The sequence below is a fragment of the Acinetobacter sp. B-6 genome (genome assembly GCF_056930735.1).
In genome coordinates this window covers 117,911-144,372 of the sequence record NZ_JBXPBY010000002.1, presented here as the reverse complement: position 1 = coordinate 144,372, position 26,462 = coordinate 117,911, and the positions used below count along the sequence as shown (strand labels likewise).

Below are 26,462 nucleotides of genomic sequence, written 5' to 3'. Positions count from 1 at the left end.
AGCAACATATTTAATCAGTCACAGAAACAATACTTTATAGAAGTAGTCCTGCCTCAAACAGTTGCGGATGACTTTTCCGAGTATCATATTTCATCAAGATTTTTATATCGAACTCAGGTTAAATAATTTAATAATAGTAGGGTGTGTTGACACTTTTAGATTAAAAAATAGCGAAGTAGTAAAATTAAATCGCCAAACCCAATTCTACTATTCGCTATGCCTCATACCATGTTAACAGATCAACACTGGCAAAAGTTGAAAGCTATTTTGCGTAATTTATCCATTTATCTCAACTCAAATTTAAGAAATTTTATTGAAGCGATTCTTTATAGGATTAGAACTGGGTGCCCTTGGCGTGATATCCCCACTTGCTTTGGACAACCCAACTCTATTTTTAAACGTTTTAATCGTTGGTCTAGCAGTGGTAAGTTACTCACTATATTTAAATTATTATCGCTGAATACAGATATGGAATGGCTGTTCATCGATGGTTCTCATATTCGCGCTCATCAACATTCAGCGGGTATCGCTGATCAGGCAATCTCTAAAAGTGCTGGAGGAAACTCCTCCAAAATACATTTAGTTGTAGATTCAAATGGGAATCCTATTGATTTCATTATTACTGATGGAACGACACATGATGTTAAGGTCGCACCTGATTTAATTTCAAAACTCAATTTAAATGAGGCAGAGATTGTATGTGCAGATAAAGGCTACGATTCAGAGCCATTAAGACAGCAGATTAGAGCAACTGGAACAAAAGCGAATATACCTAAAAAATCCAATAGCCAATCAAACAATGACCATATGGATTGGTATTTATATAAAATCATGCACTTAGTAGAAAATATGTTTTGTAGGTTAAAGCAATTTAGAGGGATAGCCACTCGATACGACAAGTTAAAACGGAACTATGAAAGTTCTGTTGCATTAGCTTGTATATTTTTATGGCTCCCCTTGTAGGTTAAATTATGAACCCTAAATGTCAACAGACCCTAAGAAACCTAGCTTCGGCTAGGTTTTTTTATGTTCAATAAAATTGATTGAGTTGAGGGATATAAAAGCGATATATTAAACGTACAAATAATAATCAGGGTCAGCCAATGTCTTCTCAATTTGATGCAGTTACGGTGCGTATTAAACCCAATATCCATTATAAAGGACGTTCAATTAGCTATGTAATTGAATGCCAAGATGGTTCAAAAAAAACATTAGGGGTGATTTTGCCCACAGACAAACCTTTAACTTTTGAAACACATGTCAGCGAAAAAATCGAAATTATTTCTGGAAAATGTTTTATAAAAAGAGAGCAGAGTGAAGAAACTGAGGTGTATCATCCAGGTGAATTTTTTACTGTTCCAGCAAATAGCCGTTTTAGTATGCAATCCACAGAAGTAGTCGATTATATTTGTCATTTGGAATAACCCCATTCTTTATTGCAGCATGATCAGTGAAGCTCCGTAAAGGCAACCAAGTTATATTGACAATGCGACTGAGCGAAAATTTCGTCAGCCATCAGCAACGTATTCAATAAGTTGTAGTAAGGATATTTTATAAAAGAAATATTGCTTCAAACAGTTGTGAACAACGTTTACGGATATCATTTCTCATCAAGAATTTTATATAAGACTCAGGTTGACTTCGTTATATTGATTGGTATAAGTTAAATTTTAAATATTTAAATCAATTATTTATTAAAGTTTTTAAAATGCTCCTGCAGATATTCAATCAAAACTTTGACTTTGTTTGGCATGAGTTTTCGATCAGGGACTACAGCATAAATCGCAGTAGGTTCCACCGTAAATTCAGGAAGAACATGGATTAATCTCTCAGTCATTAAATCATCTTGAACATGCCAAAAAGAGTGATTTGAAATGCCTAGACCTGCCAATGCGGCTTGACGTACACCTTCACCGGCGTTGGTAATAAAGTGTCCTTTGACATGAATATTTAATAATTTATCTGCTTTTAAAGGATCAATAAAGTTCCATGTATCAGTGATGCCTTTTTGATGGCGTTGAACGATACAGCGATGTCGTGCTAAATCTTCAATATGCTGAGGTGTGCCGTACTGCTCAAGGTATTCTGGAGAGGCGCAGAGTAAGCGCTGATTGATACATAACGGTTTAGCAATTAACGATGAATCTTGAAGTTTTCCAATCCGAATTGCAATATCCATTCCTTGAGCAATCAAATCTACGTTCTGATCATTAAGATCTAAGTTTATCGACAATGCTGGGTGTTGCTTTAAAAATTCAGCAATCACTTTAACCAATATTTGTACACCGAAACTCGCAGGCGCTGTGAGATTAATATTTCCAACAAGCTGTTGATCGCAATGTTTAAGATTTTCAGTCAATATCTGAAAACTTTCTAGTAACGGTTGCCCATGTTCAATCAACGTCTTAGCTTCTTCAGTCAAACGCAATTTACGGGTAGTGCGATAAAATAGCCTAAGCGATAAATGATTTTCTAATCGTTGAATGCGCTGACTTGCAACGGATACTGCGATATTGGCATGCTTTGCAGCTTGGCTGATCGAGCCAAGTTCAGCAACACGAAGAAAGAATTGAAAATCTTCTGTATTCATTTTCCATAAAATCGAAAAAGTATTTTCTGATTATCCTGATTTTTTAAATAAATTGAAATTGCTATTTTTGCAATATCAATTATTGAAACAAGGTGAATGGTCATGAAATATAATCTTCTAGGAAGTTCGGGATTAAAAGTATCCGAGCTTGGTTTTGGTGCGGGAACTTTTGGTGGAAAAGGACCTTTATTTTCTGCATGGGGACAGACCGAACAAATTGAAGCCAATCAAATGGTTGCATCTTGTATAGACGCAGGGATTAATTTTTTTGATAGCGCTGATGCCTATTCAGAAGGTGAGTCAGAGAAAATGCTAGGAATTGCATTAGCACCGTATCGACAAGATGTAATCATTTCAACCAAAGTGGGGATTCGTAAAGATCCACAAGTGAATCAAGTCGGTTTTAGCCGTGATTATTTAATACGTGCCGTTGAGCAATCACTAAAGCGTTTAAATACCGATTATATTGATGTATTACAGTTACATCAGTTTGATAGTTTCACTTGCCTAGAACAACTCATGAAAAGCTTAGATGCGTTAGTGCGAAGTGGAAAAGTACGTTATATCGGTGCTTCAAATTTTTCAGGTTGGCAATTAATGAAGGCACAATCAATTGCAGAACGTTATGGTTATGACAAAATGGTGGCTCATCAAGTCTATTATTCGCTGATTGGGTGAGACTATGAATGGGAGTTGATGCCTTTAAATCATGATCAGCACATTGGTGCTGTGATTTGGAGTCCTTTAGGGTGGGGACGTTTGACAGGAAAGTTTGATCGAGAGCATCCCATCCCAACTCAAAGTCGTTTACATGCAACAGCGCAGTTTGCACCACCAGTAAATGATCAATATCTCTATGACGTTATTGATACTCTAAAAGAGTTATCGTTGAGTACAGGTTATTCAGTTGCACAAATTGCATTAAAGTGGTTGCTTACGCGCCCTACAGTTTCTACGGTATTGATTGGTGCTCGTAACGAGCAACAGCTAAAAGATAATCTCATTGCAAAAGATGTCATATTGACAGAAACACAGTTACAGCGTTTAAATCAAATCAGTGCAGTATATCCACCATATCCATATTATCCGTATTGGAATGGTCAATTCTCCGAACGCTATCAAGCTTTAGTAGAATCTTCATTTATTCAAAACTAAGCTTTTAAATTGATTAACAAAAACCTGATACTGATTCATACGCAGTTGTGTTATCAGTATCATCCTATTGATGCAATTGTTATTCCTATAAATTAAATAGAGTCATAAGAATGAATCCAACCATTGAAACACAAATGTTAATTCGTAAACCTGTAGCTGAGGTTTTTAATGCTTTTATAGACCCAGCAATAACCACTAAGTTTTGGTTTAGCAGTTCCACTGGACCACTAAAAGAAGGAAAAATTGTGCAGTGGGGTTGGGATAAATATCAAGTAAAATCGAAGGTCATGGTTTTTAATATTCTTGAAAATAAATTGATTCAAATTGCATGGGGCGAAGATCCTAAAACGTCTGTAGATTTTATTTTTGAAGCGGTCAGTGTTGAGCAAACTTATGTCACGATTCGTAATTATGATATCCCATTGCAGGGTTCTGAATTGATTAAATTTATTATCGATGCGACTGGCGGATTTACGACAGTATTGGATGGTCTAAAAGCATATTTGGAACATGGCTTGGTGCTGAATTTGGTCGAAGATAAATTTCCACCTTTTTAAAAAAACGAGAACATCATATCTCATGATTTAGCACTCAGTTTTTACTCGAATTGGGTGCTATAGATTGCTCATTATATAAATGAATAAAGCCTAAAACTTTTACTTTTTGGTGTGTTGGTCTTTCATCGAAAGGTAGGCAGGAAGTTTAAGTTTTGATTGAGCCCTGAGTTTCATTTTTATATATAACACCAATGCAAAGCATGTGGTTGCCACGGTTAAAAATAATCCATTCATATAGGTCATGATTGAACTAATATAACCAATTGTGGTTAAACGATTCATCATTTTAACCACTTGTGGACTACTTTCTACCCCTGTGATTGCCCAACTACAAAGATGTTCACAATTATTGATAATTAAATGATAGCTGTTTTCATGCATACGTGAGCGCATACGGCGTACGACATGGCGACCCGAAAACTTGGGTTGCTCATAAAGACGTATGCGAATGGTTTTACCATGTGAGAATTTTTCGAGAGAGGTCATTTCTATAGGACGCTTTTTAAAGAAATGTGCAAAACCAGAATAATGAATCACACGACCTCGTCCTGCATAAATGCCATGATGGCTATAGCCAAAATGTTTGACGATTAAATGTGCTCCAATCGGATATTTGATTATTTGTTTTGTCTGCATATTTCACTCAGTTCAAATAAATTGTACACATGTATTTAATTGAAAGGATAGAATGATTATAGCGATGCGTAATGAATTTAATAGCCCTTAAAGTGCTAATTAAGTAAAAAATTACATTTAAAATGCAAAATAGCATGCATTATGAATTAAAAAATTGCAAAGATGATTTGGAATTAAAGTTTATGCGTTTGAGATATTGGATCTATACCTTTTTGACCAGTATAGGATTGAGTACTTTTCCATTTCAGCTACATGCTGAGACGACTTATACTAAAATCAGTAAAGATCAGAAAGTGATAGCAGATGTGGTTCGAATTGATGATCTGAGTAAGCTACAGTTATTCCTCAAAGATCCACAGGCTCGACCCTATAAGAAATTCGCTGCGTTACAAAAGAACCTGAAGCAATGTAATATCAGTTTTGCTATGAATGCAGGGATGTATCATGCCAATTTTACACCTGTTGGGCTGTATATTGAGCAAAACAAACAACAGGTTGAATTAAATCAACAAAAGAATAAATTTGGTAACTTCTTTATGCAACCCAATGGTGTGGTGGCATGGAATGATCATCGAGCTGTCATTCAAACCACAACCCAGTATCAAAAGTCTAAGTTTAAAGCACGCTTTGCGACACAATCTGGTCCGATGCTGGTCATCAATGGACAAATTAATCCAATCTTTGTAAAAGACTCAGACTCGTTGAAAATTAGGAATGGGGTTGGAATTAAAAATAATCAGCTCTATTTTGTGATTAGTCGTGGCAAAATTAATTTTTATGAGTTCGCTGATATTTTTAAAACACAGCTCAAGACTGATCAAGCTTTATATTTAGATGGAAGCATTTCAAGTGCATACATTCCACAAGCAAAAAGGAATGATCAAATATATGACTTAGGTCCTATGTTTGTTTATACAGAAGCTGAGCAGTGTCATTAATTTTGGATTAAAAAATAGCTGAAGAATATATGGATGTGGGTAAAGACACATCCATATATTGCTGTTGATTAAATTATTTAACCATTCCAAAAATTGATGATTGTGCTTTACATGCTTTGATCGCATCTTCTTTTGGCATTTTTTTGATTTCTTCTTCAAATGCCTTTTTCTGTTCTTTCAGCGAGTCTTCAGGAATACCACTTTGTTTTGCTAAATCTTCCATATGTTTCCAAGATTCTTCGCATTCCTTTGGCAAGCCACCACATGCTGTTAATGCTGTAGTTAAAGCAATCATTGCTGTTAAATTTAATAATTTCATATTATTACCCTTAAATTGAAAATTGATTTTTATTCATATTGATCGTTAAAGTTTTTAGCATTTATAAATGACGATGAAATGAATTCTTTGAATAAAAAAGACTTCATTCTTCAAATATATACGCCAGAATGAAGTCTACGCTAAAAAATAAATTTATCCAAATCGTTGTTTTTAGAACCGATAGCCGATTTTTAGACCATAACCAATGGCATTATTGTTTCGATAGTCACCTTGTTGTGCGATTTCAGAAGCACCAGGAACAGGAATATAATATGTTCCATCCTGTGCTGTTGCATCGCCAATCCATTGATATTTAACTCCACCAGCAATAAAGTAATCAGCAGTTGGATTATATTGAACACCAATCCCCAATCCCCACCCACCTTTGGTTGGATTTAATACAGAAGCAGGATTACCTGTACCAGAGTCCCATGACACATCCGCTGAAGCTGCCCATTTTTCAGTAAATTGATGTCCCAGACCGAGTGTTAAATTGTATTGGTCTTTTTGATAATCATCGAGATTGAATCCTCCCGAATACAATCCTTGGCTCAGTTCAGCCGTTGCGAGTTCGGTTAAGGCACCGAATTGGGTAGGGCGAATTTTAAAATCTTTCCAATTTACCCAACGCGCATTTAAATACGCAATTGTGTCTTTATAAACACCAGTTTGTAAGTCAACATTGACGGATTGAGGTGTATTGATTTCAGTTGGTTGATCCCCAGTAAAAGCCAATGCTTCACCAAAAATCGTTTCTTGCGCATCAATTTTATGTTTGATTTTAGAACGGTAGGTTACTGCGGCTTTTAAGGCAATTTCGGGTATTTGAAAAGCTGCACCTGCCATCCAACCTACAGCACTGTCTTGTTTGAATTTTGCATCGTAGCCATTAAACACACTCATCGAATTGCCACGTAAAGATACTGATCCTTTTACAGTTTGATAAACGCCACCGCCATACAAATTAAAATGTGTATTCGGCTGAAAACCGAATAGCATCGTAATATTCTGTGTATCTACATCGGCAGAAGTACCTTTCATGGTAATTTCATTATCCGAGAAGGTATTATTTGTACGTAAAGGATATTTAATATCTGCACCATATGGTTGATCGTAAATCACACCAAAAGAAACTTTTGGCGCAATTTGAAGTTTCAATGCTGCATTATAGTATTGGAATGAGCGCGCCATATCGCCAGTACTTAGATCATTGCTACCTGCATTGACCAAATCTGGACGATTGCGAACTTTACCAGAAACATCTGGATCAACAGCGGAAATGCTGGCTTCAAAATAGTTTTTGTCTTCAAGAAATGCCAGTATTGATTGTCCTGATTGATCCATGGCAGCCGCCTGAGCATAAGCTGTTGAAAATAGAGTAAGTATACTGAGAAGGAGGGGCTGTGTTTTCATGCTGTTCGTTCCTTGAATTTTTTTGTTATTGCGGTCATAAAAGTCAAATAAAATAGCAACCACTAAACTATGTTAAGTAATTAGTTTCACTGGTTTTATTTAAACATTTTATAAGATGAGTGAAGCATTTTTGATCATGTGAAAAAAGGGGATGAGTGACCAAATAAAGGGGGGATTAACGGACAAAGTGAGATTGTTCTGCATCTAAGATAAACAGTTTGATGTGGCATTTTGTGCTTAATCAAAGTTTAATGCTGGCTGTGCATCTGGTTGTATTTGGCTAAAATCAACACTTAACAGATCATGAAAATACATTGGTGAAGTTTATATATCAGTATGAAATTGCTCAGATTGATAGCATATTGATTTAAAATTTATTAATATTTAGCTTGAACGATTTAAGCCTGAATAGGATTTGCACATTACTATGAATTATAAAAGATCCTCTGTCATGGAAGAAAAAATGCAGCAGAATCGAGAGATGATTTTATTGTCAGCTCGTGAACTGGTGGCACAAGGGGGATTTAAAGATGCACAAATTCAAGCAATTGCAGATCGTGCTGGTGTTTCAAGTGGTTTAGTTTACCGCTATTTTGAAAATAAAAATCAAGTGTTGATTGAAGTTTTAAATGCCGCTATTCATATCGAAGTGAATATTCTGAATGATATTGCCCATACTGAATTAACGGCTGTTGAAAAATTGCATCGTGCAGTCACAACTTTTGTTAAACGTGCAATGAATAGCCCACGACTGTCTTATTCTCTGTTGTTTGAACCTGTTGATCCACAATTTGAGCTTGAACGTTTCCAGAGTAAGCAGTTGATTAAAGAAAGTATTATTAAAATTTTAACTGAGGGAAGACACTCAGGTGAGTTTATTTTTGAAGATTTAAATACCACCGCATTGTGTATTGTAGGTGCAATGACATTTGTGGTGATCGAACCGCTCAGTATTGCGAAAACCAAGCGCTTTGATAAAACCTATAAAGAATATTTTGTTAAACAAATTGCTGATTTTTGTCTGCAAGCCGTTAAAGTTAAACATACGATCGTGTCAGAGTCTTAATTATTCATCTATTACTTATCAATCAGTTACTTAAAAATTAAAACTTAGAGGGGTAAATCATGGCAAAGGACTTTAATCATCCCGTGGTTGTAGAAAGTTATGATGAGCATATCCGCAAGTTGATTCCTGGTTACGAACTGATTCACTTACAAGTTCATGCTTTACTGAAAACCTATTTGCCTCAACAAGCCCATATTTTGGTGGTGGGATGTGGTACAGGCTATGAGTTGCAGTACTTGGCAGAGCAATTTCCGCAATGGAATTTTACAGCAATTGATCCTGCACCCAACATGATTGAAAAAGCCAAACAACATATTGATAATTTAGAACTATCTTCTCGAATTGTATGTATCGTTGGTGATACCTCTATATTGCACCATATCGACACAACTTTTGATGCCGCATTGGCGATTTTGGTATCACATTTTGTTCCTGTAGAAAGCAAATTAGACTTTTTTAAAGATATTTCAAATAGCCTAAGCAATACAGGCTTATGTTTAAGTGTAGAGCTCACTCAATTTGAAAATGAGCAACAGTTAGACAGTCTAAAAACTTTGACATTGGATTCAGGATTACATGAAAAGCAAGTAGAGGTTATGGCAGATCGTATCACTCAAGATTTTGCATTAATTCGTCCAGACGAGATCATTGATTTGTACAAACAGGCTGGTTTTGCTTTAGTAAAAAGTTTTGCACAAGTGCTCAATTACTATGGCTTTATTGGATTAAAACATTCGATAAGCAGATAAACTTGGTATCATTGAATTTTAGTGATCTTCGCTGTGTCTAATTCTAATATCTATACTGGGTATTTTATCAAAACGATTGGTTTCGATTTAATCCCAGTATAGATTTATTCAAATTTACGATGCAGTTATTTATCCTTTGAATCTTTTTCAGGCTCTTTCACCACATTGACATCATATAAATGTGCAAGGGCTGAAAGTAGGCGAATTTTAGGATCTGCGTTTGAAATGCTGATGATTTGATCTGCATCAATATCAATCAGTTTTTCAGCACTGAAATATTCCAGAATACATTCAATCTGGGTATCAACTTCAGTTTCGTCCCATTTTAAGAAAAATGCTTTATGGATCAAGGGATATTGTTCAATCACTTGTGAGCATAAGGTAGATTTTTCAATTTTAAACATCTGTTCTTCAGTCTGCTGTTTAAATACTTTTGCGATTAAAGCAGGCAGAATAAAGGTGTGTAGGATGTTATTACTAAAATATTTGAGTAAGCCGACTTGTATATCACTTACTTTTACCCAACGTTCATTGTCATGTTCAATCAACTCAACTTGTTTGAGTTTCATGGCATATTGAATGATTTCTTTGTTGGAGAGTTCAGTGATTTGCATACGATCATCATAGCGATGATGTTTCAATAAATTGCGGAATTGTTCTAAACGAACCAAAACTTCTCGTTCAGCCAAACTATGCGTTGGTGCGTTTAACAACACCAAAGAAATCAAACTGATTGGATTGATCACAACCGCTTTGTTGATATTTTCCAAAATATCGATTGCAACATCATTCACTGTGGCTTTGACACTGTCAGGAATCTCATCATGCAATCCGACATGTTGCGGTGCTTGATTCTTTTGCAAAATATCTTCAAGAAAAACAGGCTCACCTAGATTGACATGTACCACACCAAATACTTTTTCGATTTTTTGAATAGATTTTAATAAACCAAATAAAGATTCAGCTTGTTTCTTTTGACCGCCCAATTCTTTGATGTATGAACTTCCTTCAATCAGCTTTTCATAACCAAAATATGTAGGAATAAAGGCAATTGGTTTACTGTTTCCACGCAGATAACTTTGAATCGTCATTGCCAACATCCCTTTTTTAGGCGGCAATAATAATCCAGTTCGTGAGCGTCCACCTTCAATAAAGTATTCCATCGGTGTATTGCGATTTAACATACTGTAGATATATTCTTTAAAAACAGCGGTATATAACGCATTTCCATTGAAGCTACGGCGAATAAAGTACGCACCTGCGCCACGCATTAACTGTCCAACGATAGGCATATTCAGATTAATACCTGCCGCAATATGCGGAACCATCAATCCACGGTTATAAATCACATAGGACAGTAGCAAGTAGTCGATATGGCTACGATGACAAGGGGTGTAGACAATTTCATAATCTTTGGCAAGTTCGCGCACCGTATCAAAGTTATGTACTTCGATTCCATCATACAATTGCGTCCAAAGCTTGGTTAATGCAATCTCAGCAAAGCGTAAGGTTGAGTAGGAAAAATCAGAAACGATTTCATCTAAATATTTGTGTGCTAAGTTTTCAGCTTCATTGATGCTGATTTTCTTGTGAATACTTTCATTTAAAATAGCTTCTTTTATGGCTTCAGTGGTCATCAATTTATTGATGACATTGCGACGATCTGAAATATCAGGACCAAGAATGGCTTCTTTATAACCATTAAATTGTTTATTCAGCTCGGTAACCACATAGTGAGCAGGGGAGAAATTCGGTGTAAGCTCGATTGCTGAATTGATCAATTGACGTAGAGAAATCGCTTGATGGAACTCGATATAATTGTCACGACCATAGAGTGTGATGTTGAGGGCTTGTTTGATACCTGTCGGTTTTGCCCAAGCATCTGCCATCAATGCCTTATACCAACTGTCTTCATTTTCAGGCGCACGTCCCCATAAAATTGTGGTCGGGATCAGCAATACATCTTGTTCTGGGTGCTTCAACAAAAATTCAACCAGACGAATGATTTTATCTGGGTAATAAGCTGAAGCATTACTTTTTGTTGGCTCTAAAGTAATAAATGAATCATCTTCTTGATAGTCAGAAGAAAGCTGAAGTGGTGCAAAAGCTGGGCTGAGTTTTCTCTTTTCAGTTTCATTATCGATCAAGACTTTATTGGATGTAGAGTCGTCTTGGATGACATAGCAAATTGGAAAATGAGGTGTATTTGGATCGTTAATTGTATTTTCAAGTGTTTGTGTGTCACCCAAAACTTGTGGGCTGACAATTTTATCTAAGATTTTTTTTGTAAATTGACGGTAAAATTTTTGATAAGCACTGCTTGCCATAATCTTCTCTTCAGATGAGTTATGGCGTTATTATGCTTGAAATAATATACAAATATATACTTTGATTTGCTGACAATTCAGTCAAACACATTGCGCAAAAACTAAACTTATGATTTATATGAATAAACTATTTTATTGTTGCTATAATTAAATTCAGTTACTGAATGTCAAAGCTACATAAAAAAGCATTATGATAGATTGATATAAATTAATTTTAAATTCAAGGAAAGACCATGTCTACAGATCCAAATTTCCCAAGCACAGAAAATCTAGGTATTGCTGTATATGCCAATAATGCTGAATCGATTGGTAATACACCACTGATTCGTATTAACCGTTTGATTACGGGTGGTGCGACTGTATTAGCAAAGACAGAAAGCCGTAATCCTGCATTTTCAGTGAAAGACCGTATTGGTGCTGCACTTATTGCTGACGCAGAAGCCAAAGGGCTTTTAAAGCAAGGGATGCATATTGTTGAGCCAACAAGTGGTAATACAGGAATTGCATTGGCATTTGTAGCAGCAGCAAAAGGTTATGAAATTACTTTGACAATGCCTGCCAGTATGAGCCTTGAACGTCGTAAAGTATTAAAAGCTTTAGGTGCAAACTTAATCTTAACTGAACCAGCAAAAGGGATGAAAGGTGCGGTAGAGGAAGCTGTACGTTTAGCCACAGAGCAACCTGAAAAATATTACTTACCGCAACAATTTGAAAATCCAGCCAATCCAAAAATCCATGAGACGACAACGGGTCCAGAGATTTGGGCTGCAACAGGTGGTAAAGTTGATATTCTTGTGGCTGGTGTGGGCACTGGGGGAACAATTTCGGGGATCTCTAGTTATTTTGAAAATGTTAAAAAACAGGCGATCCATTCAGTTGCTGTCGAGCCAGCAGACTCTCCAATCATAGGTCAAACCAAGCGTGGCGAAACGTTAACACCTGGTTCACATAAGATTCAGGGGATTGGTGCAAACTTTATTCCTAAGAATTTAAACTTAGATTTGGTCGATGAAGTGATTGCGATTGAAAACCAAGTTGCTATTGATTTTGCACGCCAAAGTGCAACTCAGGAAGGTATTTTTGTGGGGATTTCAAGTGGTGCAGCATTAGCAGCAGCGGCACAATTGGCAGCTCGTCCTGAAAATGCAGGAAAAACCATTGTCGTAATATTACCAGATGCCGGTGAACGCTATTTATCTTCAGTTTTATTTGAAGATATTTCAGCGGATTAAACGCCAATAGCCAGTAACTGTATCTGATCGACAATACACTTAATGGTGAAGTCGACAAAAAAATAAACCCTCTCATACATAATTCTGAGAGGGTTTTTTGATATTTAGATGTAGGCGATGCTCAACTTTTTAGAGATATTGCCAAATCTTGCGCTGCAAACAAAGCAGTGCTTTGTTTGCAAAGTTAAGTTGAATTAATTTTAACTTTATTCTAGGGATTGAAATTAGATTTTAGTGCTAAATTTTATAACGAAGATTTTAACTGTTTTTCGTGCTGTTTCACTTGTTTGGCATATCTCTTACCTTGGCGTTTCATTTTACGATTTGATTCATAATTTGTAGGACCCACATTGTAATAACCTAATGCTTTTTTCCAACTTCCTGCAGATTGGTTATATTTCGCTAAGATCATGGTTCCGCAGCGTACATTGGTATATTCATCAAATAGATCGCCTGGGCAAGCTTGTTGCCAATAACGTGGCATGACCTGAGTTAAGCCAACCGCTCCAGAAGGAGAAGTCACATAACTACGATAACTGGATTCTTGGCGAATTGTAGCTGCGATCAGTAAAGGATCAACATCATATAGATCTGCACTTTGTACAATAAAAGGTGAGACTCGATTTGCAATATCAGGAGAAACTGAATAAGCCTTTTGTATACCTGTAGAAAGTTTAGCTGCACGCTTTTGCACAGAACCACCGCCTAAAGACGAACACGCCGTAATTGCAAGTGTCACACAAATGATAGAAATTATTTTTAATTCATACTGAAGATTCAAAACAAAACCAATACTGCTGATCTAAGATTGGTCATGATGGTAAGTGTCCAATTTATACCTGTCAATCTCACTATATCAGTAGATTTATTCACGATTTGTATCTTTAGCTTTGAACGACTTGTTATTGAGCAATTACAGCTTTGGAAATATTTTATTTAAATTAGTTTAATAAATATAGTTTTTTATTTGTGATTGAAATTAAATAAATCCCTTCAAGTGTTTAGAAAAAATTGATAAAAATATTTCTGCTTATGGCTAAACGATATAAAATTTATCCAATAAAGACAATTAAAGATTGACAAGATGAAGACTGGGATGTGTATGAAGAGCAAAATACACAAGCTGGGATTATGATCTACAAAGGTTCGATGTATGAGCGAATTGCAAAGAGTCAATATATTTTCATTTTAACTGATGGTTTAGCTGAGTTTTTAAAGAAATATGATTGGGCTAAATCAATGAAATTACTCGGATTGCTAATTAAAAATAATCACTAGATTTAGATGTGCATTCAGTCTTCAAGAAAATATGAGTATACAGTATTCAATCAAAGAGATTGCGATAGGACTCAATAAAACTGACCAAGAAATTTTAACTGCTCGTTCTAATTTAAAAGAATTATTAGGTGAAAAAAACGAGTTCCTCTTCTAAATTGGGTAAGAGCACATCAACAGGAATTAAATACACTTTCTATAAAAGAATTATGCGAAAAATTTAACTTAACTGTGGGGGGCGGTAATGTATCGGAGAAAACTATCGAAACGAAATGAAACATAATGAAGTATGTAGATAAAATTAAATATGGACAAAATATGATCTTTTTTGTAGAGTGTTTTTAATTTAGAACAATTACACAATAACTCATGTTTAATAATATTTATTTTGCTTTGGAAGAATTGGGTCTTACTGCTCAAAAGCGTGCTATCCATGTGTCTTTTTCAAATACTGAACTTAATCAAGTGGTATTTTTACAACGCGTTGATGGGATACATGCCATCAATGATGGGGTGAACTTACAACTGATTTGTCTATCTACGCTGAATGATATTGCATTAAAACGCTTTATTGGGTGTCGTGTAGCCATTGATGTAGTCAATGATCGCTCCGAACTCAATCGTATTTCAGGAATTGTCACCAAAGCTGAGGTGGGCGCCTCAGATGGTGCGTTGACGATTTATCGCCTCACGGTTGAAGATCCAACCGCACTATGGAAACAGCGTAGAAACTCGCGCGTATTTATGAATATGTCTGCTTTACAGGTAGTCGAAGTTATATTTAATGAATGGAGAGACAGATCTCCACTGTTTGCTTCAAGTTTAACTTTGGATAAAAGTGGTCTAACTAAAGATTACGATATTCGACCCTTCATTATGCAGAATAATGAAAGAGATATAGACCTTATTCAAAGGCTTCTAGCATCGGAAGGCGTGACCAGTTTAATTGATGAAGCACAGCTTAAAGTCTCTCATTTTAATGAACCCATCCAGCCTCAAAAGCTTCGATTGATTGATGACAATACTCAATACGAAAGTTTAGAACGACGCACGATCCGCTTTCATCGAAGTTCATCTGTAGAGACTCGCGATTCGATTATCAATTTTACAGGACAACGTTCACTTCAACCGACGTCTGTACATATTCAACGTTGGCAAGCCGAGGTGTTGGAGATAGAAGAAGGCGCAGGTAATGTTTTAAGCAAATACAAGCAGAGTGAAAACTATGACAATGCCAGTCTAGCTTTAGAACAAGTATGGCACTTTAGCCCTGCATGGACTCAAGACTTAAATGGAGAAGATGGTGCAACGCCATCAGGCAACAGTCAGATCGAACGCTTTAACCAAAACCTCAGCAACTACTACGATGCCCAAGCCAAACAATTCACCGCAATATCGACGGTACGAGATGCGCAGGTGGGTTATCACTTTGAGCTAAAAGGGCATCCTCAAATCGATCAAAAAGATTCTGCCGATCAGCAGTTCTTGATCATCTCCAAAACCTTTTATCACCAAAATAATTTACCCAAAGACTTGAGCCATCAAGTCGAAGCACTCATCCGACAAAGCCAATGGCAAGTCGCCCACCTTTCCATAAACAACAGCGAAGAACGCCAAGCGAATCAGTTGGTGCTACAACGACGTAATATTACGGTTGTTCCTGAATATAATCCCTTGACCCAAAGACCCGTAGCCCATCCAATGCGAGCGAGAGTGGTTGGACCGAGTGGAGACGAAATCCATGTGGATGAATGGGGACGTATCAAGGTTCGCTTCCTGTTTACCCGCAATGAAGATCACAGCCATGATGGTGGTGCAGGCGCGAACGACAATGATACCGACTCAGCTTGGGTCGATGTACTCACGCCGTGGGCAGGCGAAGACTATGGAGCACGCTTCTTACCGCGTATTGGAGAGTTGGTCGTAGTTGACTTCTTTGCGGGGGATATTGACAGACCTTTTGTGGTCGGACGTATTCATGAAGGATACCGTTATCCAACCAAGTTTGATGACAAAGGCAAGTTGCCCGATACCAAGAAGTTGGCAGGGATTAAAAGTCGAGAATACAAAGGTAGCGGCTATAACCAACTGAGATTTGACGATACCACCAACCAGATCAGCAGTCAGTTACACAGCAGTCATGGCGCAACTCAACTCAATCTTGGTAACCTCAGCCATCCGAAAGAAACAGAGAGGAGTGAAGGGCGAGGAGAAGGCTTTGAGCTAAGAACGGATCAATGGGGTGCGGTACGTGCAGGGCAAGGTTTATTGCTGAGTACTTATGCTCAGGATTCAGCATCAGGCAATCATCTTGATGTCTCTGAAACGCAGTCACAACTTGAATCGAGTCTCAACAACACAAAAGCACTAAGTGAAGTTGCCAAGCATCAACAAACTGATCCTTTAGAGGTTTTAGAAAATATCAAAGGTTTTATCGAAACTTTGACTGAACAAGATCCGAAAAAGGCAGATGCATTTAAATCCGCAGTGATGATGTTAACTTCACCGAATTCTATAGCTATGTCGACCAATAGCGACGTTCATCTTTCAGCAGATGGGCAAATCAGCCAGCAAGCAGGCGAAAGCATGAATCTCAGTACGCAGAAATCTTTGATTGCACATGCAAGTGCTAAAATCAGTCTTTTTGCGGCACAGGAAGGTGCAAGGCTATTTGCAGGAAAAGGTAAAATTGAGATTCAGGCACAAGGTGATGCAGCAGATCTGATCGCACGTAAAGGCATTCAAATTATTTCGACTGAAGACACGATTTATATCATTAGTCCAAAAGAAATTAAATTGATCAGTGATGGCACTGAATTAAAGCTCAATGGTTCGGGGGTGTTTGCAACCACAGGTGGTTTGTTTGAAGTAAAGTCTGGACAGCAGAAACTTACATCGTCCGCTTCGATAAATCCACCTAGTTTAGATTTGCTTGATTGCTCAGCAAAACAAGGGCATGCCGCTCAAAATGGATCAGCAAAGGTGATCTTATGATGGCTGAGCATTACCTAGAACAGACAAGCATTTTGCCTGAAAATAATTCAGTGGAAACGATTTATCAAAAAATGCAGAAAGTGTTCTTTCAGCATGGTCGATTACTGGTATTGCTTGATGAGACTTTAGCACCAGATTTCTTTGATGATCTAAAAAATAACTTGAGAGTAGATCAGATTATTTATATTCCGCTAGCTAAGGGGAATGGATATAAAGATACCAGTCTGTTTTTTATTGAAATATCAGATGAAAAGATATTGAAAGACATTGGATTTGAGCTGGCTGAACACTTACTCAAGCATTTTGATATTGCAAATGATCGGTACTTGGTTCACGGTTTTGGGGCTTCTCAATATGACAATGATGAATTAAATCGAAGATTTAAAAAGACATTGGTATTGCAAGATATAGAGTCCAAAATTTTATTTCGTTGGTACGACCCTCGTGTGATGATTTATTTAGATCAAATATTCAACGAATTGCAGTTAAATAGTTTATTGGCAAATTTTATCCAGTGGCATTTTATTCACCCGACGGGGTACTACCATTGGGAAAATATAGATCAGAAAAAATTACAACTTAGAGCGATCAACAAAATTAATGTGCAACAATCTCTACAACTGGATTTAATTGAAATCAGTAATACGGTTTTTAGGAAAGCACATGAATTAGAACAGATCGACAGTCATGATTTAGATCCTCAAAAGATTCTTAAAAACTTATATCAAGCTCATGAGCAATATCATATTAAAAAATATATTGATTTGCTAAGTTATGGTTTATATGCGGAGCTATTAGGGCAAGGCTTTATACAACATCCTCATGTTGTAAATGTGCTTAAACAGTATTGGAATATTGAACCTGAAAATTATAATTTTACCGAAGCGATGAATTTTATCGCTGAAGACGATTGGGCATTGATTAAAACAGAAATATTTGAATAAGGAGAATAATATGGGTGGTGATAAAGAAGCTTTCGCAAGAAAAGAAAATAAAAAAGCAGAACAACGTAGACAGCAAGAAGAGATTTTGGCTGCACCAAATGCGATTACCAAAGCAGCGAATGCTGCAATACAAGTCAATCAACAGACTTCTGATGCAAAAGGCAGTAAAGATCAATGTAATTTTTGCCGTAAATTAGGATTACAGATCTTGCCTTTACGTTACACCGTTACTCGAGATAAAGCACCTCAGCTTAATTCTCAGCTTGGAAAAAATGTAAAAAACGTTGCCTTGTCGTATTCACAATATACAACTGAAATGATCGATTCTGGTTATGTGTACGCCATGATCAAAAGAAAAAAAGGTTATGAATGGAGTGGCTACATCGTGACGCCAAAGGGGTATTTGTCATCCTTCCCATTGGATAAACCTGCACCCGTATCTGTACTTGAGTTTGCCTGTCAGGGAAATGAACATGCGGTATTTGCTTCATTTGTCACAGTTGAATATATTGCAACAAATTTGGCAGAAAAAGCGTATTTAATTTATACCCATGCGCCCATGACTGATAAAAAAAGAGAGGAATATCAAGCCAAAGCGGATGAATATGTCAGTTCAGGTAAATGGCAGTCTGTGGATGTTGCAGCATGGGCGAAAGGAACGTCTCAACAGCAACATTGTTTAAACAACACGACCTTAAAGGGTGGGATCAGCCAGCCTTTTTCATTTGGTACTGATCGTTGGAAGCAGCTCGTGACGAAATTCACCGAAAAGCCGAAAGCTTTTTCAGCTGTTGTGTTATATGATCCCGTTGGAATCACGATAAAATTAAATGAATATCGAAATGAAGCTTATGTCCCTGTAGATGACTATTTAGAAGCAAAAGATAAATATGGTGTCACCAATCAGCGTAAACTGGACTCCGTACAACGCGTGAAAAGCATAGAAGGTTCATTGCTTAAAAATAAGGCAAAAATCGTACAGCGCGAAAATGAAATTCATGAACAAACAGCACCCGCCATTGAAATAAGATATAAAAGCAATTTAAATGCGATTGAGCAACGACTTATCTATGCGAGGAAATGGAATAATACAGCAGAAATTGAGCAACTTGAACAAAGCAAAAAATTGTTGATCGAAGAACATGAACGTACCATGAAAAAACGGGCGGGTCATGGCGAAGAAGTGGGTGAAGCCAATTACCAAACTGACCGCAAAGTTCTACTCGATAATTTAAACTATAAAGAAATTGAAGCGTTTAAGCAGGAAGTAGCTCAAAAATATGACACAGCTTTAAAGGTTGCCAATCAACGTGCTCAAGAACATTTAAATTGGGTTGTTTCTGAAAGTTTATTGGATGCTTTAGATGCCTATGATCAAAAGGATTTACAGAGTGGATGTGCTTTTAAAGCGCATGTAGCGACCATGCTATTTGGAATGGAAGGTGCTGAAGCAGGTGCAAAACAGTTGGATGACTGGGTTAAAAAGCCAGATTATGAGCGTAAAAATTTATTTATACGTGGTTTGTATAGTAATCAGTTAGAAGCCAAAGCCAAGCATGAAGAACTGAAAAAAGCTGCAACAGATTTTACTGCTGTTGGTATAAAAGCCATGAAAGGTACAATCGACTTTTTAAAGAAAACCGATTCTGCATGGGATGAATGGGCAAGAAATCAGGGAATCGACAAAAATAAAGGCAATATCGCATTCTCTAAAGTTGAAAAAAAGGTCATGCTTTATGTTTCTAACTTTGCCCGTGTGGTGTTTAGAGCAGGCATGGGGTCAACTGCTGAAAGTAGATTTGTCACTGCGATTTCGCAAAAACTGTTGTTTGCTCAGATGGGTGAGTTGGCAGGAAAATTAAGATTTGATCAAGTTGTATATAATATAAACCCTGAAAAATTAAACTCTGGAAATATCAAACTCAGTCCTGAATTTGGTGAAAGGGTCGGTGGTCAGCTTTCAAAAAATACAAAGGAAGCAACAATGCGTTCTTTGGATGTATTGATCGATGATGCGATGGCAAAAAAGCAACAAGTGGCATTAACTTTAGAAGAAATTGAAAAAGCGGGTAGTAAAGGTATGGTGAACCATACCAACAATTATCATCAGGTGCGCGCATCAGGCATTCTTGTATTTTTAGAGGCGATTAATTTAACGCATATGCTTAGCTCTGGAAAATATAAGGATAATGTACAAATTGCAGCTTTGGTGGCATCTGTATCAGCATTGATGGCTTTTGCTTTGGATATATTCTATGGTTTGGCAAAAGGGGTGCGTGAAGTTGCAACTCAAACTAGCTATGGTGGTGCAGGCGCAGCAGCCACACGAGGCGCAGCAAATATTCAAAGAGCGGGTATTAAATGGGCGGCAGGGAGTTTGAGTGCTTTTGCAGGTGGCATTACAGCATGGTTAGACTATAAAAAGTTCGAAAATTTGAATGAGAAGGAGGGAATACCTAGATCTTTAATGATAATGTATTCTGCTCGCACAGTTACAGGCGTTCTTTCTGCAGGTTTTGGAATATTAGCAGCATTAACTTATATTGCACCATTAATGAATTATTTAAAAAAAATTGGTAAAAGTCCTGTAATTCAACGCTTAGGAGGGCGTTTAATTGCGACTAAATTAACTGAAGAAGCTGCTCGGATTGCATTATTACGTGGAGTAGCATGGGCAAGTGGTGTAGGATTAATTTTAACAGTAATCGAAGTTACATTCTTTATATATATGGAGGCTACCAAACTTCGCCGTTGGTGTGAGTATTCTACTTTTAGAACATTAAAAACAAATCAACTGATGTCGGAAAAGCAAGAAGAAGAAGATTTTCAAACCTTATTTGCACAATAGAGTAGTTTTAATATGAGTCTAAAAAAAACAGATCGAATCATTGATGAATTAGCAGAAAGACTGTTTATTGTTGAAGGTGAAGTCACAGACTTACTGACCAGTGAAACCATGCAAAACTTAAATGTGAATATGCAAACGGCTACAGGTGCAATAGCGGTGGGTTCAGCGCTTGTTGGACAAATTGGGAGTGCCGCTTTAGCCAGTTTCGCTGCCAGTGATGAAGGTATAGAAGTGAGTGATTTTGCCATCGAAGTTACTGAAAAAAGTAATCAAAAGCATTACTTTAAAGGCTGTTTCCCCGTAGTCATATTTAAAAAAGGAGATCTGGTTAAAGTGATTGCAGAACCGCTTTCGGGACAAAATAAATATGCTTATGCATCAGCTATTATTGATCAAAAAAACAATTATATATGGACTGCTCAACAAGTATTTAATGGACGACTTCGATATAGGATTTTTGGAATGAAGTTGGGAGTGGGGGGGGGGGTGTTTTCAATAATGGTTTTTATTTTATTTGCAGTATTTGGTAAATATGGAATTTCACTTATACTTAATCCGACTATAGTAGGTACTCTGTTCACTTGTTTACTTGTTTGTTTATTTATTGGTTGGAGAGTAGGTGCAAGTTTTGATAGTCAAAGTATCGAGTTAGAAGCAATATTAAAAAAATTGGATTTTAATAAGCCCAGTATGGCAAGTTTAAATGATTTCTCAGTTTTTTCAGTTAATAGAAAGAATAAGATAAAAATGAATGAATATCCTGATCGTTGGGAGCAATATACTTATCGTTTAGACTTAGCTAAGCAATATGATGAAGAAAAATATGGGAAAAAATGAGTTTAAAAAAAACAGACAAAATCATTGATGAATTGGCAGATCGGCTTTTTATTGTTGAGGGTGAAGTGACAGACTTGCTTACTCGTGAAACGATGCAAAACTTAAATGCCAATATGCAAACTGGTGCAGATGCAATAGCAGTAGGTTCAGCGCTAGTTGGACAAATTGGGAATGCTGCTTTAGCCAGTTTTGCAGCCAGTGATGAGGGTATTGAGGTGAGTGATTTTGCTGTAGAAATTACGGATCACAATAATCAAAAGCATTACTTTAAAGGATGTTTTCCTGTCGTGATATTTAAAAAAGGCGATATGGTTAAAGTCATTGCAGAACCACTTTCAGGTCAAAGTAAATATGCTTATGCAGCAGCAATTATTGATCAACAGAACAATTATACATGGACTGGGCAAGAGGTTGTTAAAGGAAGGATTCGCTATAGAGTTTTTGTAATGAAATTATTTGGAGCCATTAGTATCATTGTAGTAATTTTTGCTTTGCTTTTTGATTTTTTTATAACAAATTCAATAAAGCAAATGTTAATTAATAATATTGGTATTCAAATCATTTCTTTTTCATTTATATTAGTTTTTATATTCATTGGTTGGCGAGTAGGTGCTAGCTTTGATGGTCAAAGTATAGAATTAGAAGCAATATTAAAAAAATTAGGATTTAATAAACCTAGTATGGCAAGTTTAAATGATTTTTCAGTTTCTTCTGTAAATAGAAAGAATAAAATAAATATGGATGAATATCCTGATCGTTGGGAGCAATATACTTATCGTTTAGACCTAGCAAAAAAATATGATGAAGAAAAATATGGAAAAAAATGAGTTTAAAAAAAACAGACAAAATCATTGATGAATTGGCAGATCGGCTGTTTATTGTTGAAGGTGAAGTTACAGACTTATTGACCAGTGAAACCATGCAAAACCTAAATGCCAATTTGCAAACGGCTACAGGTGCAATAGCTGTGGGTTCAGCATTAGTCGGACAAATTGGGAGTGCCGCTTTAGCCAGTTTCGCTGCCAGTGATGAAGGGATTGAAGTCAGTGATTTTGCCATCGAAGTTACTGATAAAAGTAATCAAAAGCATTATTTTAAAGGCTGTTTCCCCGTAGTCATATTTAAAAAAGGAGATCTGGTTAAAGTGATTGCAGAACCGCTTTCGGGTCAAAATAAATATGCTTATGCAGCAGCTATTATTGATAAAAATAATAATTATATATGGACTGGGCAAGAAGTGGTTAAAGGGCGATTGAGGTATAGGATTTTTGGGATAAAATTATTTGGTATAATGGGAGGAGGAGCATTATTAATAGGCATAATTATAGTTTCATTTATGGGTGCATTTAATAGTTTATTAGAAAACTATATGATTTTAACAATTTTAATTATTTTAATTACTTTTATATTTATTGGTTGGCGAGTAGGTGCTAGTTTTGATGGTCAAAGTATCGAGTTAGAGGCAATACTAAAAAAACTCGGATTTAATAAACCCAGTATGGCAAATTTAAATGATTTCTCAGTTTTCTCAATGAATATAAAGAATAAAATAAAAAGAGACGAATATCCTGATCGTTGGGAGCAATATACTTATCGTCTAGACCTAGCAAAAAAATATGATGAAGAAAAATATGGGAAAAAATGAAATTATAAAAAAGATGAAGCTAATATGATGATTAAATATATTTCTACATTCTGCCTATGCCTTTATAGTTGTGTATCTTATGCTTCTACAAGTTTGAATGTAAAACTGGAAAATACAAGCTAATTGATTGTACGGAAAGATAAGAACATAAAAAAATAAATTTAGGTGAAATTAACGGATACAAAACTAATTGTAATAATAGTTATTTAGTAGTTTGGGGAATTCCTAAGAAATTCAAAAATAGTTCCCCTCAAAATAATGAAGTTGTTTTTTATAATTTGTATAATAAAAAGCAGAAAGTTGTTAAGACAAGTCATGCTATATTCGATGTTGATTTTTATAAAACTGAAGATAAAGCAATTTTAAATTTAGCAACTACGAATACTGAAATTAATTTAAAGACGGGAGAACAAAGTGACTTCCCAGAAATAAGCCAATCCACTTTAAACCAACTAGAAGTTTGTAAAAATTTAACTCAATTTAAAAGATACAAAGAGTAGTAGTTACAGTGTCTTAGATGAATAAGGATTTAGTCTTGAGAATTAAATTATTAGAAGTATTGACGAAGAATAACTGGAATATTGAAGAGAGACCTTACAAAGGAGATGAAAATATCCCTGGGTTTGATCATTTACCTATTGAGTTACAAGAAATTTTTATGAATTATAAAACAATAAGCAATCCAAGTGATGTTGCTTGGTTTTTTACAATTGCCGAAATTAGAGGTGAAACAGAATCTGAGTTCGATTGGGAAGAACTTAGACAACAAAGCTTAGATGCAGCAATGAATGATGTAGAAATTAACCGAATTAATAATTTTTGGGATCATCATTTTTGCTTTTTGATGTCAGTTAAAAATGGTTACTCATATTTGGCAATTTGTTTAGAAGGCAAAAATAAAAATAAGGTTGTGTATGGTTATGAACCTGAATATGAAGAAGTCGATGTCATCTTTGATTCATTTGATGATTTTTCCAATACACTTATAAAATATATATCAAACCAAAGCAGATTCAGAGTTTTTGATCAAATATTTTAAACGTAATAGACCTCTGGCATTGTTTGAGATTCGAGTAGGGATGGCTTTTGATTTAGAAGCTGTCGCATCAAGCACAAATGAGCAAAAACCTACTTTCGCAAAAGACCTAATATAAAATATTTGAACTTTTACTCTTCACTTGTTACAGATTAGCCGATAATGGCAGATTAACTCCACCAATATCTTAAAATATGGAAAAATATCGGTGCTGAGAAACAAATAGAATCAATACGATCTAGCATACCGCCATGACCGTGAATCAATTGTCCCCAATCTTTAACGCCACGATCACGTTTGATTGCAGACATAACCAAACCGCCAAAGAAACCAAAAATACACACCACAAGACCAATAAATGCTGCCTGTAAATAACTAAACGGAGTTAACCATGCCATAGCAACACCTAAAGCTGTGGCTAGGACGATACCACCAAGTAAACCCTCGACAGTTTTAGACGGAGATAAAACAGGGGCAACCTTGTGTTTGCCAAAAAGCTTTCCGCACACATATTGCAAAACATCTGAAGCCTGCACAACCATAATTAACCAGATTGCCAGCCAAATCGGTTCACCCTTAAAACCGTGTAATTTTAAATTGAGTAGTGCAGGAACATGAGAAATACAGAAAACACAGACCATCAAACCCCATTGAATTTTTGAACTACGTTCAAGAAAATGTTTGGTGTCTTCTTGTTTTAAACTGGCAATCGGAATCAGTAAAAACACATACAATGGAATAAAAATAGAATATAAGCCATACCAGTCGATAGCGATTAAATAGTATTGATATGGAATTACAAAATAAAACGCAATCAACAGTGGAAAGTAATCACCACGCCGTGTCGGCAATAGACTGGTAAATTCACGCAATGCAAAAAGTGAAATAATGCCAAATAAGATAATAAATGCAGTTTGACCAAGCAGAATTGCTGCACCAATGACAATTAACATCACCCACCAAGCATTAATTCTCGCATTTAAATTATCAATGACTGGTGCAGGCTGATGTCCAGCTTTTTGTTTAAGAATAAATCCGACTGAGGATGCAAAAACCAAAATACCAGCAAAAATACCAAATAAAAGATAGGTTTTATGTAGATTATCAACAATCATTGATTTTCAACCTCTTTTAATTGCAATAGTTGTTTTTGGGCATAGTCGATAAAAGTCGTCTTATCCATCTCTAAATGTTGTTCTAAAGGGCAACCAAAACATACTGTAGATAACAAAGGTAAAGGAATAAATGAACCTTTAGGCATGACACGTCTTAAGTTTGAAATCCAAACTGGAACGATTTCGATTTCTGGAAATTGCTTATGTAGGTTATACAGACCACTTTTAAATGGCAGTAACTCAACATCATCATCTAAATTACGTGTGCCTTCAGGAAAGAAGATAATCGAGTATCCTTGTGCAAGTGCATCTTTTACAGGCTGTAATGGATCAGAACCATCCTCACGGTTACGTTGAATAGTGACCCCATTAAAAGTATCTTTAATCAAAAATTGACGAAAACCATCTTTCAGCCAATAATCTGATGCTGCAACGGGTTTGGTCTTGCGACGCATTAATTTTGGCAGTGAAGACCACAATAAAATAAAGTCGATATGACTGTTATGATTGGCGTAGTAGATTCTTTGTTTCATTTCAGGCTGACAACCAATCCACAAACTACGTGCGCCTGTGATCAGACGTGCGCCACGTCGGGTCAAAAATGCAATAAAACGAGCAACTGAGCTTGAAGCAAAATTTCCGCGAGGTGTCTCTAAGCTCTGCATTTTGTTGAGTGCAGGCATATTATTTTCTATTTTTTGATCTTGTTCAGGACGCTGTTCGGGTAACTGATTCATTGTTTAAGCCAATTGATATTTAATCTTTTTTGTACTGTTCATATGATAT

General features: G+C 36.2%; 22 protein-coding genes and 1 pseudogene. 15 read left to right on the top strand and 8 right to left on the bottom strand.

Annotated features, from left to right (window positions below):
- The first annotated feature begins 216 nt into the window (after positions 1 to 216).
- Both AC1Z3T_RS03420 and ppnP read left to right on the top strand, forming a co-directional pair.
- Positions 217 to 963: an IS5 family transposase gene (locus AC1Z3T_RS03420; protein WP_483396462.1), complete on the top strand. Its 747-nt coding sequence runs from the start codon at positions 217 to 219 to the stop codon at positions 961 to 963.
- A 140-nt stretch (positions 964 to 1,103) separates the two neighbouring features.
- The gene (gene ppnP, locus AC1Z3T_RS03415) at positions 1,104 to 1,424 is read left to right on the top strand and encodes a pyrimidine/purine nucleoside phosphorylase (RefSeq protein WP_042088680.1); all 321 of its coding nucleotides are present in this window, start codon (positions 1,104 to 1,106) and stop codon (positions 1,422 to 1,424) included.
- Between the two features lie 263 nt (positions 1,425 to 1,687).
- Here the strand turns inward: ppnP and AC1Z3T_RS03410 are convergent, their stop codons facing one another.
- The gene (locus AC1Z3T_RS03410) at positions 1,688 to 2,590 is read right to left on the bottom strand and encodes a LysR family transcriptional regulator (protein ID WP_483396461.1); all 903 of its coding nucleotides are present in this window, start codon (positions 2,588 to 2,590) and stop codon (positions 1,688 to 1,690) included.
- Positions 2,591 to 2,692: 102 nt separating this feature from the next.
- On the opposite strand from AC1Z3T_RS03410, the pseudogene AC1Z3T_RS03405 reads away from it, so the two are divergent.
- Positions 2,693 to 3,745 (top strand): annotated as a pseudogene (locus AC1Z3T_RS03405) (aldo/keto reductase).
- Between the two features lie 110 nt (positions 3,746 to 3,855).
- On the top strand, positions 3,856 to 4,302 hold the full coding sequence (locus AC1Z3T_RS03400; RefSeq protein ID WP_004830584.1) for an SRPBCC domain-containing protein: 447 nt from the start codon (positions 3,856 to 3,858) through the stop codon (positions 4,300 to 4,302).
- Positions 4,303 to 4,401: 99 nt separating this feature from the next.
- Here the strand turns inward: AC1Z3T_RS03400 and AC1Z3T_RS03395 are convergent, their stop codons facing one another.
- The gene (locus AC1Z3T_RS03395; protein WP_100885317.1) at positions 4,402 to 4,938 is read right to left on the bottom strand and encodes a lecithin retinol acyltransferase family protein; all 537 of its coding nucleotides are present in this window, start codon (positions 4,936 to 4,938) and stop codon (positions 4,402 to 4,404) included.
- A 182-nt stretch (positions 4,939 to 5,120) separates the two neighbouring features.
- Here AC1Z3T_RS03395 and AC1Z3T_RS03390 point away from each other — a divergent pair, with 182 nt between their 5' ends.
- Complete coding sequence (locus AC1Z3T_RS03390) at positions 5,121 to 5,876, top strand: phosphodiester glycosidase family protein (RefSeq protein ID WP_005031805.1); 756 nt, start codon at positions 5,121 to 5,123, stop codon at positions 5,874 to 5,876.
- Between the two features lie 73 nt (positions 5,877 to 5,949).
- On the opposite strand, the gene AC1Z3T_RS03385 is transcribed toward AC1Z3T_RS03390, so the two are convergent.
- Both AC1Z3T_RS03385 and AC1Z3T_RS03380 read right to left on the bottom strand, forming a co-directional pair.
- Positions 5,950 to 6,195 carry a hypothetical protein gene (locus AC1Z3T_RS03385; RefSeq protein WP_005031802.1) on the bottom strand — a complete coding sequence of 82 codons (246 nt, stop codon included), beginning with the start codon at positions 6,193 to 6,195 and terminating at the stop codon, positions 5,950 to 5,952.
- Positions 6,196 to 6,366: 171 nt separating this feature from the next.
- Positions 6,367 to 7,608, bottom strand: a complete 1,242-nt coding sequence (locus tag AC1Z3T_RS03380) for an OmpP1/FadL family transporter (RefSeq protein WP_100885316.1) — start codon at positions 7,606 to 7,608, stop codon at positions 6,367 to 6,369.
- 427 nt (positions 7,609 to 8,035) lie between these two features.
- On the opposite strand from AC1Z3T_RS03380, the gene AC1Z3T_RS03375 reads away from it, so the two are divergent.
- Together AC1Z3T_RS03375 and AC1Z3T_RS03370 are read left to right on the top strand one after the other, a co-directional pair.
- On the top strand, positions 8,036 to 8,674 hold the full coding sequence (locus tag AC1Z3T_RS03375; protein WP_046760663.1) for a TetR/AcrR family transcriptional regulator: 639 nt from the start codon (positions 8,036 to 8,038) through the stop codon (positions 8,672 to 8,674).
- Between the two features lie 59 nt (positions 8,675 to 8,733).
- A complete protein-coding gene (locus tag AC1Z3T_RS03370; RefSeq protein WP_009584102.1) occupies positions 8,734 to 9,423 on the top strand; it encodes a class I SAM-dependent methyltransferase in 690 nt (229 codons plus the stop codon).
- A 125-nt stretch (positions 9,424 to 9,548) separates the two neighbouring features.
- On the opposite strand, the gene plsB is transcribed toward AC1Z3T_RS03370, so the two are convergent.
- Positions 9,549 to 11,750: a glycerol-3-phosphate 1-O-acyltransferase PlsB gene (plsB, locus tag AC1Z3T_RS03365; RefSeq protein ID WP_100885315.1), complete on the bottom strand. Its 2,202-nt coding sequence runs from the start codon at positions 11,748 to 11,750 to the stop codon at positions 9,549 to 9,551.
- A gap of 233 nt (positions 11,751 to 11,983) precedes the next feature.
- On the opposite strand from plsB, the gene cysK reads away from it, so the two are divergent.
- Positions 11,984 to 12,982 carry a cysteine synthase A gene (gene cysK / locus AC1Z3T_RS03360; protein WP_100885314.1) on the top strand — a complete coding sequence of 333 codons (999 nt, stop codon included), beginning with the start codon at positions 11,984 to 11,986 and terminating at the stop codon, positions 12,980 to 12,982.
- Positions 12,983 to 13,226: 244 nt separating this feature from the next.
- On the opposite strand, the gene AC1Z3T_RS03355 is transcribed toward cysK, so the two are convergent.
- A complete protein-coding gene (locus AC1Z3T_RS03355) occupies positions 13,227 to 13,763 on the bottom strand; it encodes a lytic transglycosylase domain-containing protein (RefSeq protein ID WP_042088690.1) in 537 nt (178 codons plus the stop codon).
- Between the two features lie 863 nt (positions 13,764 to 14,626).
- Here AC1Z3T_RS03355 and AC1Z3T_RS03350 point away from each other — a divergent pair.
- The 7 genes from AC1Z3T_RS03350 to AC1Z3T_RS03320 all read left to right on the top strand — a co-directional run bounded on the left by AC1Z3T_RS03350 (position 14,627) and on the right by AC1Z3T_RS03320 (position 24,564).
- On the top strand, positions 14,627 to 17,251 hold the full coding sequence (locus AC1Z3T_RS03350; RefSeq protein WP_483396460.1) for a type VI secretion system Vgr family protein: 2,625 nt from the start codon (positions 14,627 to 14,629) through the stop codon (positions 17,249 to 17,251).
- A complete protein-coding gene (locus AC1Z3T_RS03345; RefSeq protein ID WP_100885312.1) occupies positions 17,248 to 18,195 on the top strand; it encodes a DUF4123 domain-containing protein in 948 nt (315 codons plus the stop codon). Before AC1Z3T_RS03350 ends, AC1Z3T_RS03345 begins: the two co-directional genes overlap by 4 nt.
- Before the next feature lie 10 nt (positions 18,196 to 18,205).
- A complete protein-coding gene (locus tag AC1Z3T_RS03340) occupies positions 18,206 to 21,043 on the top strand; it encodes a T6SS effector BTH_I2691 family protein (RefSeq protein WP_100885311.1) in 2,838 nt (945 codons plus the stop codon).
- A gap of 12 nt (positions 21,044 to 21,055) precedes the next feature.
- Entirely contained in the window at positions 21,056 to 21,880 is an 825-nt protein-coding gene (locus AC1Z3T_RS03335) for a putative type VI secretion system effector (RefSeq protein WP_100885310.1), read from the top strand.
- Positions 21,877 to 22,707, top strand: coding sequence for a putative type VI secretion system effector (locus AC1Z3T_RS03330; protein WP_100885309.1), 831 nt, complete (start codon positions 21,877 to 21,879; stop codon positions 22,705 to 22,707). The genes AC1Z3T_RS03335 and AC1Z3T_RS03330 overlap by 4 nt, the downstream gene beginning before the upstream one ends.
- Positions 22,704 to 23,525, top strand: coding sequence for a putative type VI secretion system effector (locus AC1Z3T_RS03325; protein ID WP_100885308.1), 822 nt, complete (start codon positions 22,704 to 22,706; stop codon positions 23,523 to 23,525). The genes AC1Z3T_RS03330 and AC1Z3T_RS03325 overlap by 4 nt, the downstream gene beginning before the upstream one ends.
- Positions 23,526 to 24,042: 517 nt before the next feature.
- On the top strand, positions 24,043 to 24,564 hold the full coding sequence (locus AC1Z3T_RS03320; protein ID WP_228153590.1) for a hypothetical protein: 522 nt from the start codon (positions 24,043 to 24,045) through the stop codon (positions 24,562 to 24,564).
- Between the two features lie 167 nt (positions 24,565 to 24,731).
- Here the strand turns inward: AC1Z3T_RS03320 and AC1Z3T_RS03315 are convergent, their stop codons facing one another.
- A complete protein-coding gene (locus AC1Z3T_RS03315; RefSeq protein WP_004830605.1) occupies positions 24,732 to 25,676 on the bottom strand; it encodes a phosphatidate cytidylyltransferase in 945 nt (314 codons plus the stop codon).
- Complete coding sequence (locus AC1Z3T_RS03310; RefSeq protein ID WP_046760757.1) at positions 25,673 to 26,359, bottom strand: lysophospholipid acyltransferase family protein; 687 nt, start codon at positions 26,357 to 26,359, stop codon at positions 25,673 to 25,675. Before AC1Z3T_RS03310 ends, AC1Z3T_RS03315 begins: the two co-directional genes overlap by 4 nt.
- Positions 26,360 to 26,462: the final 103 nt, after the last annotated feature.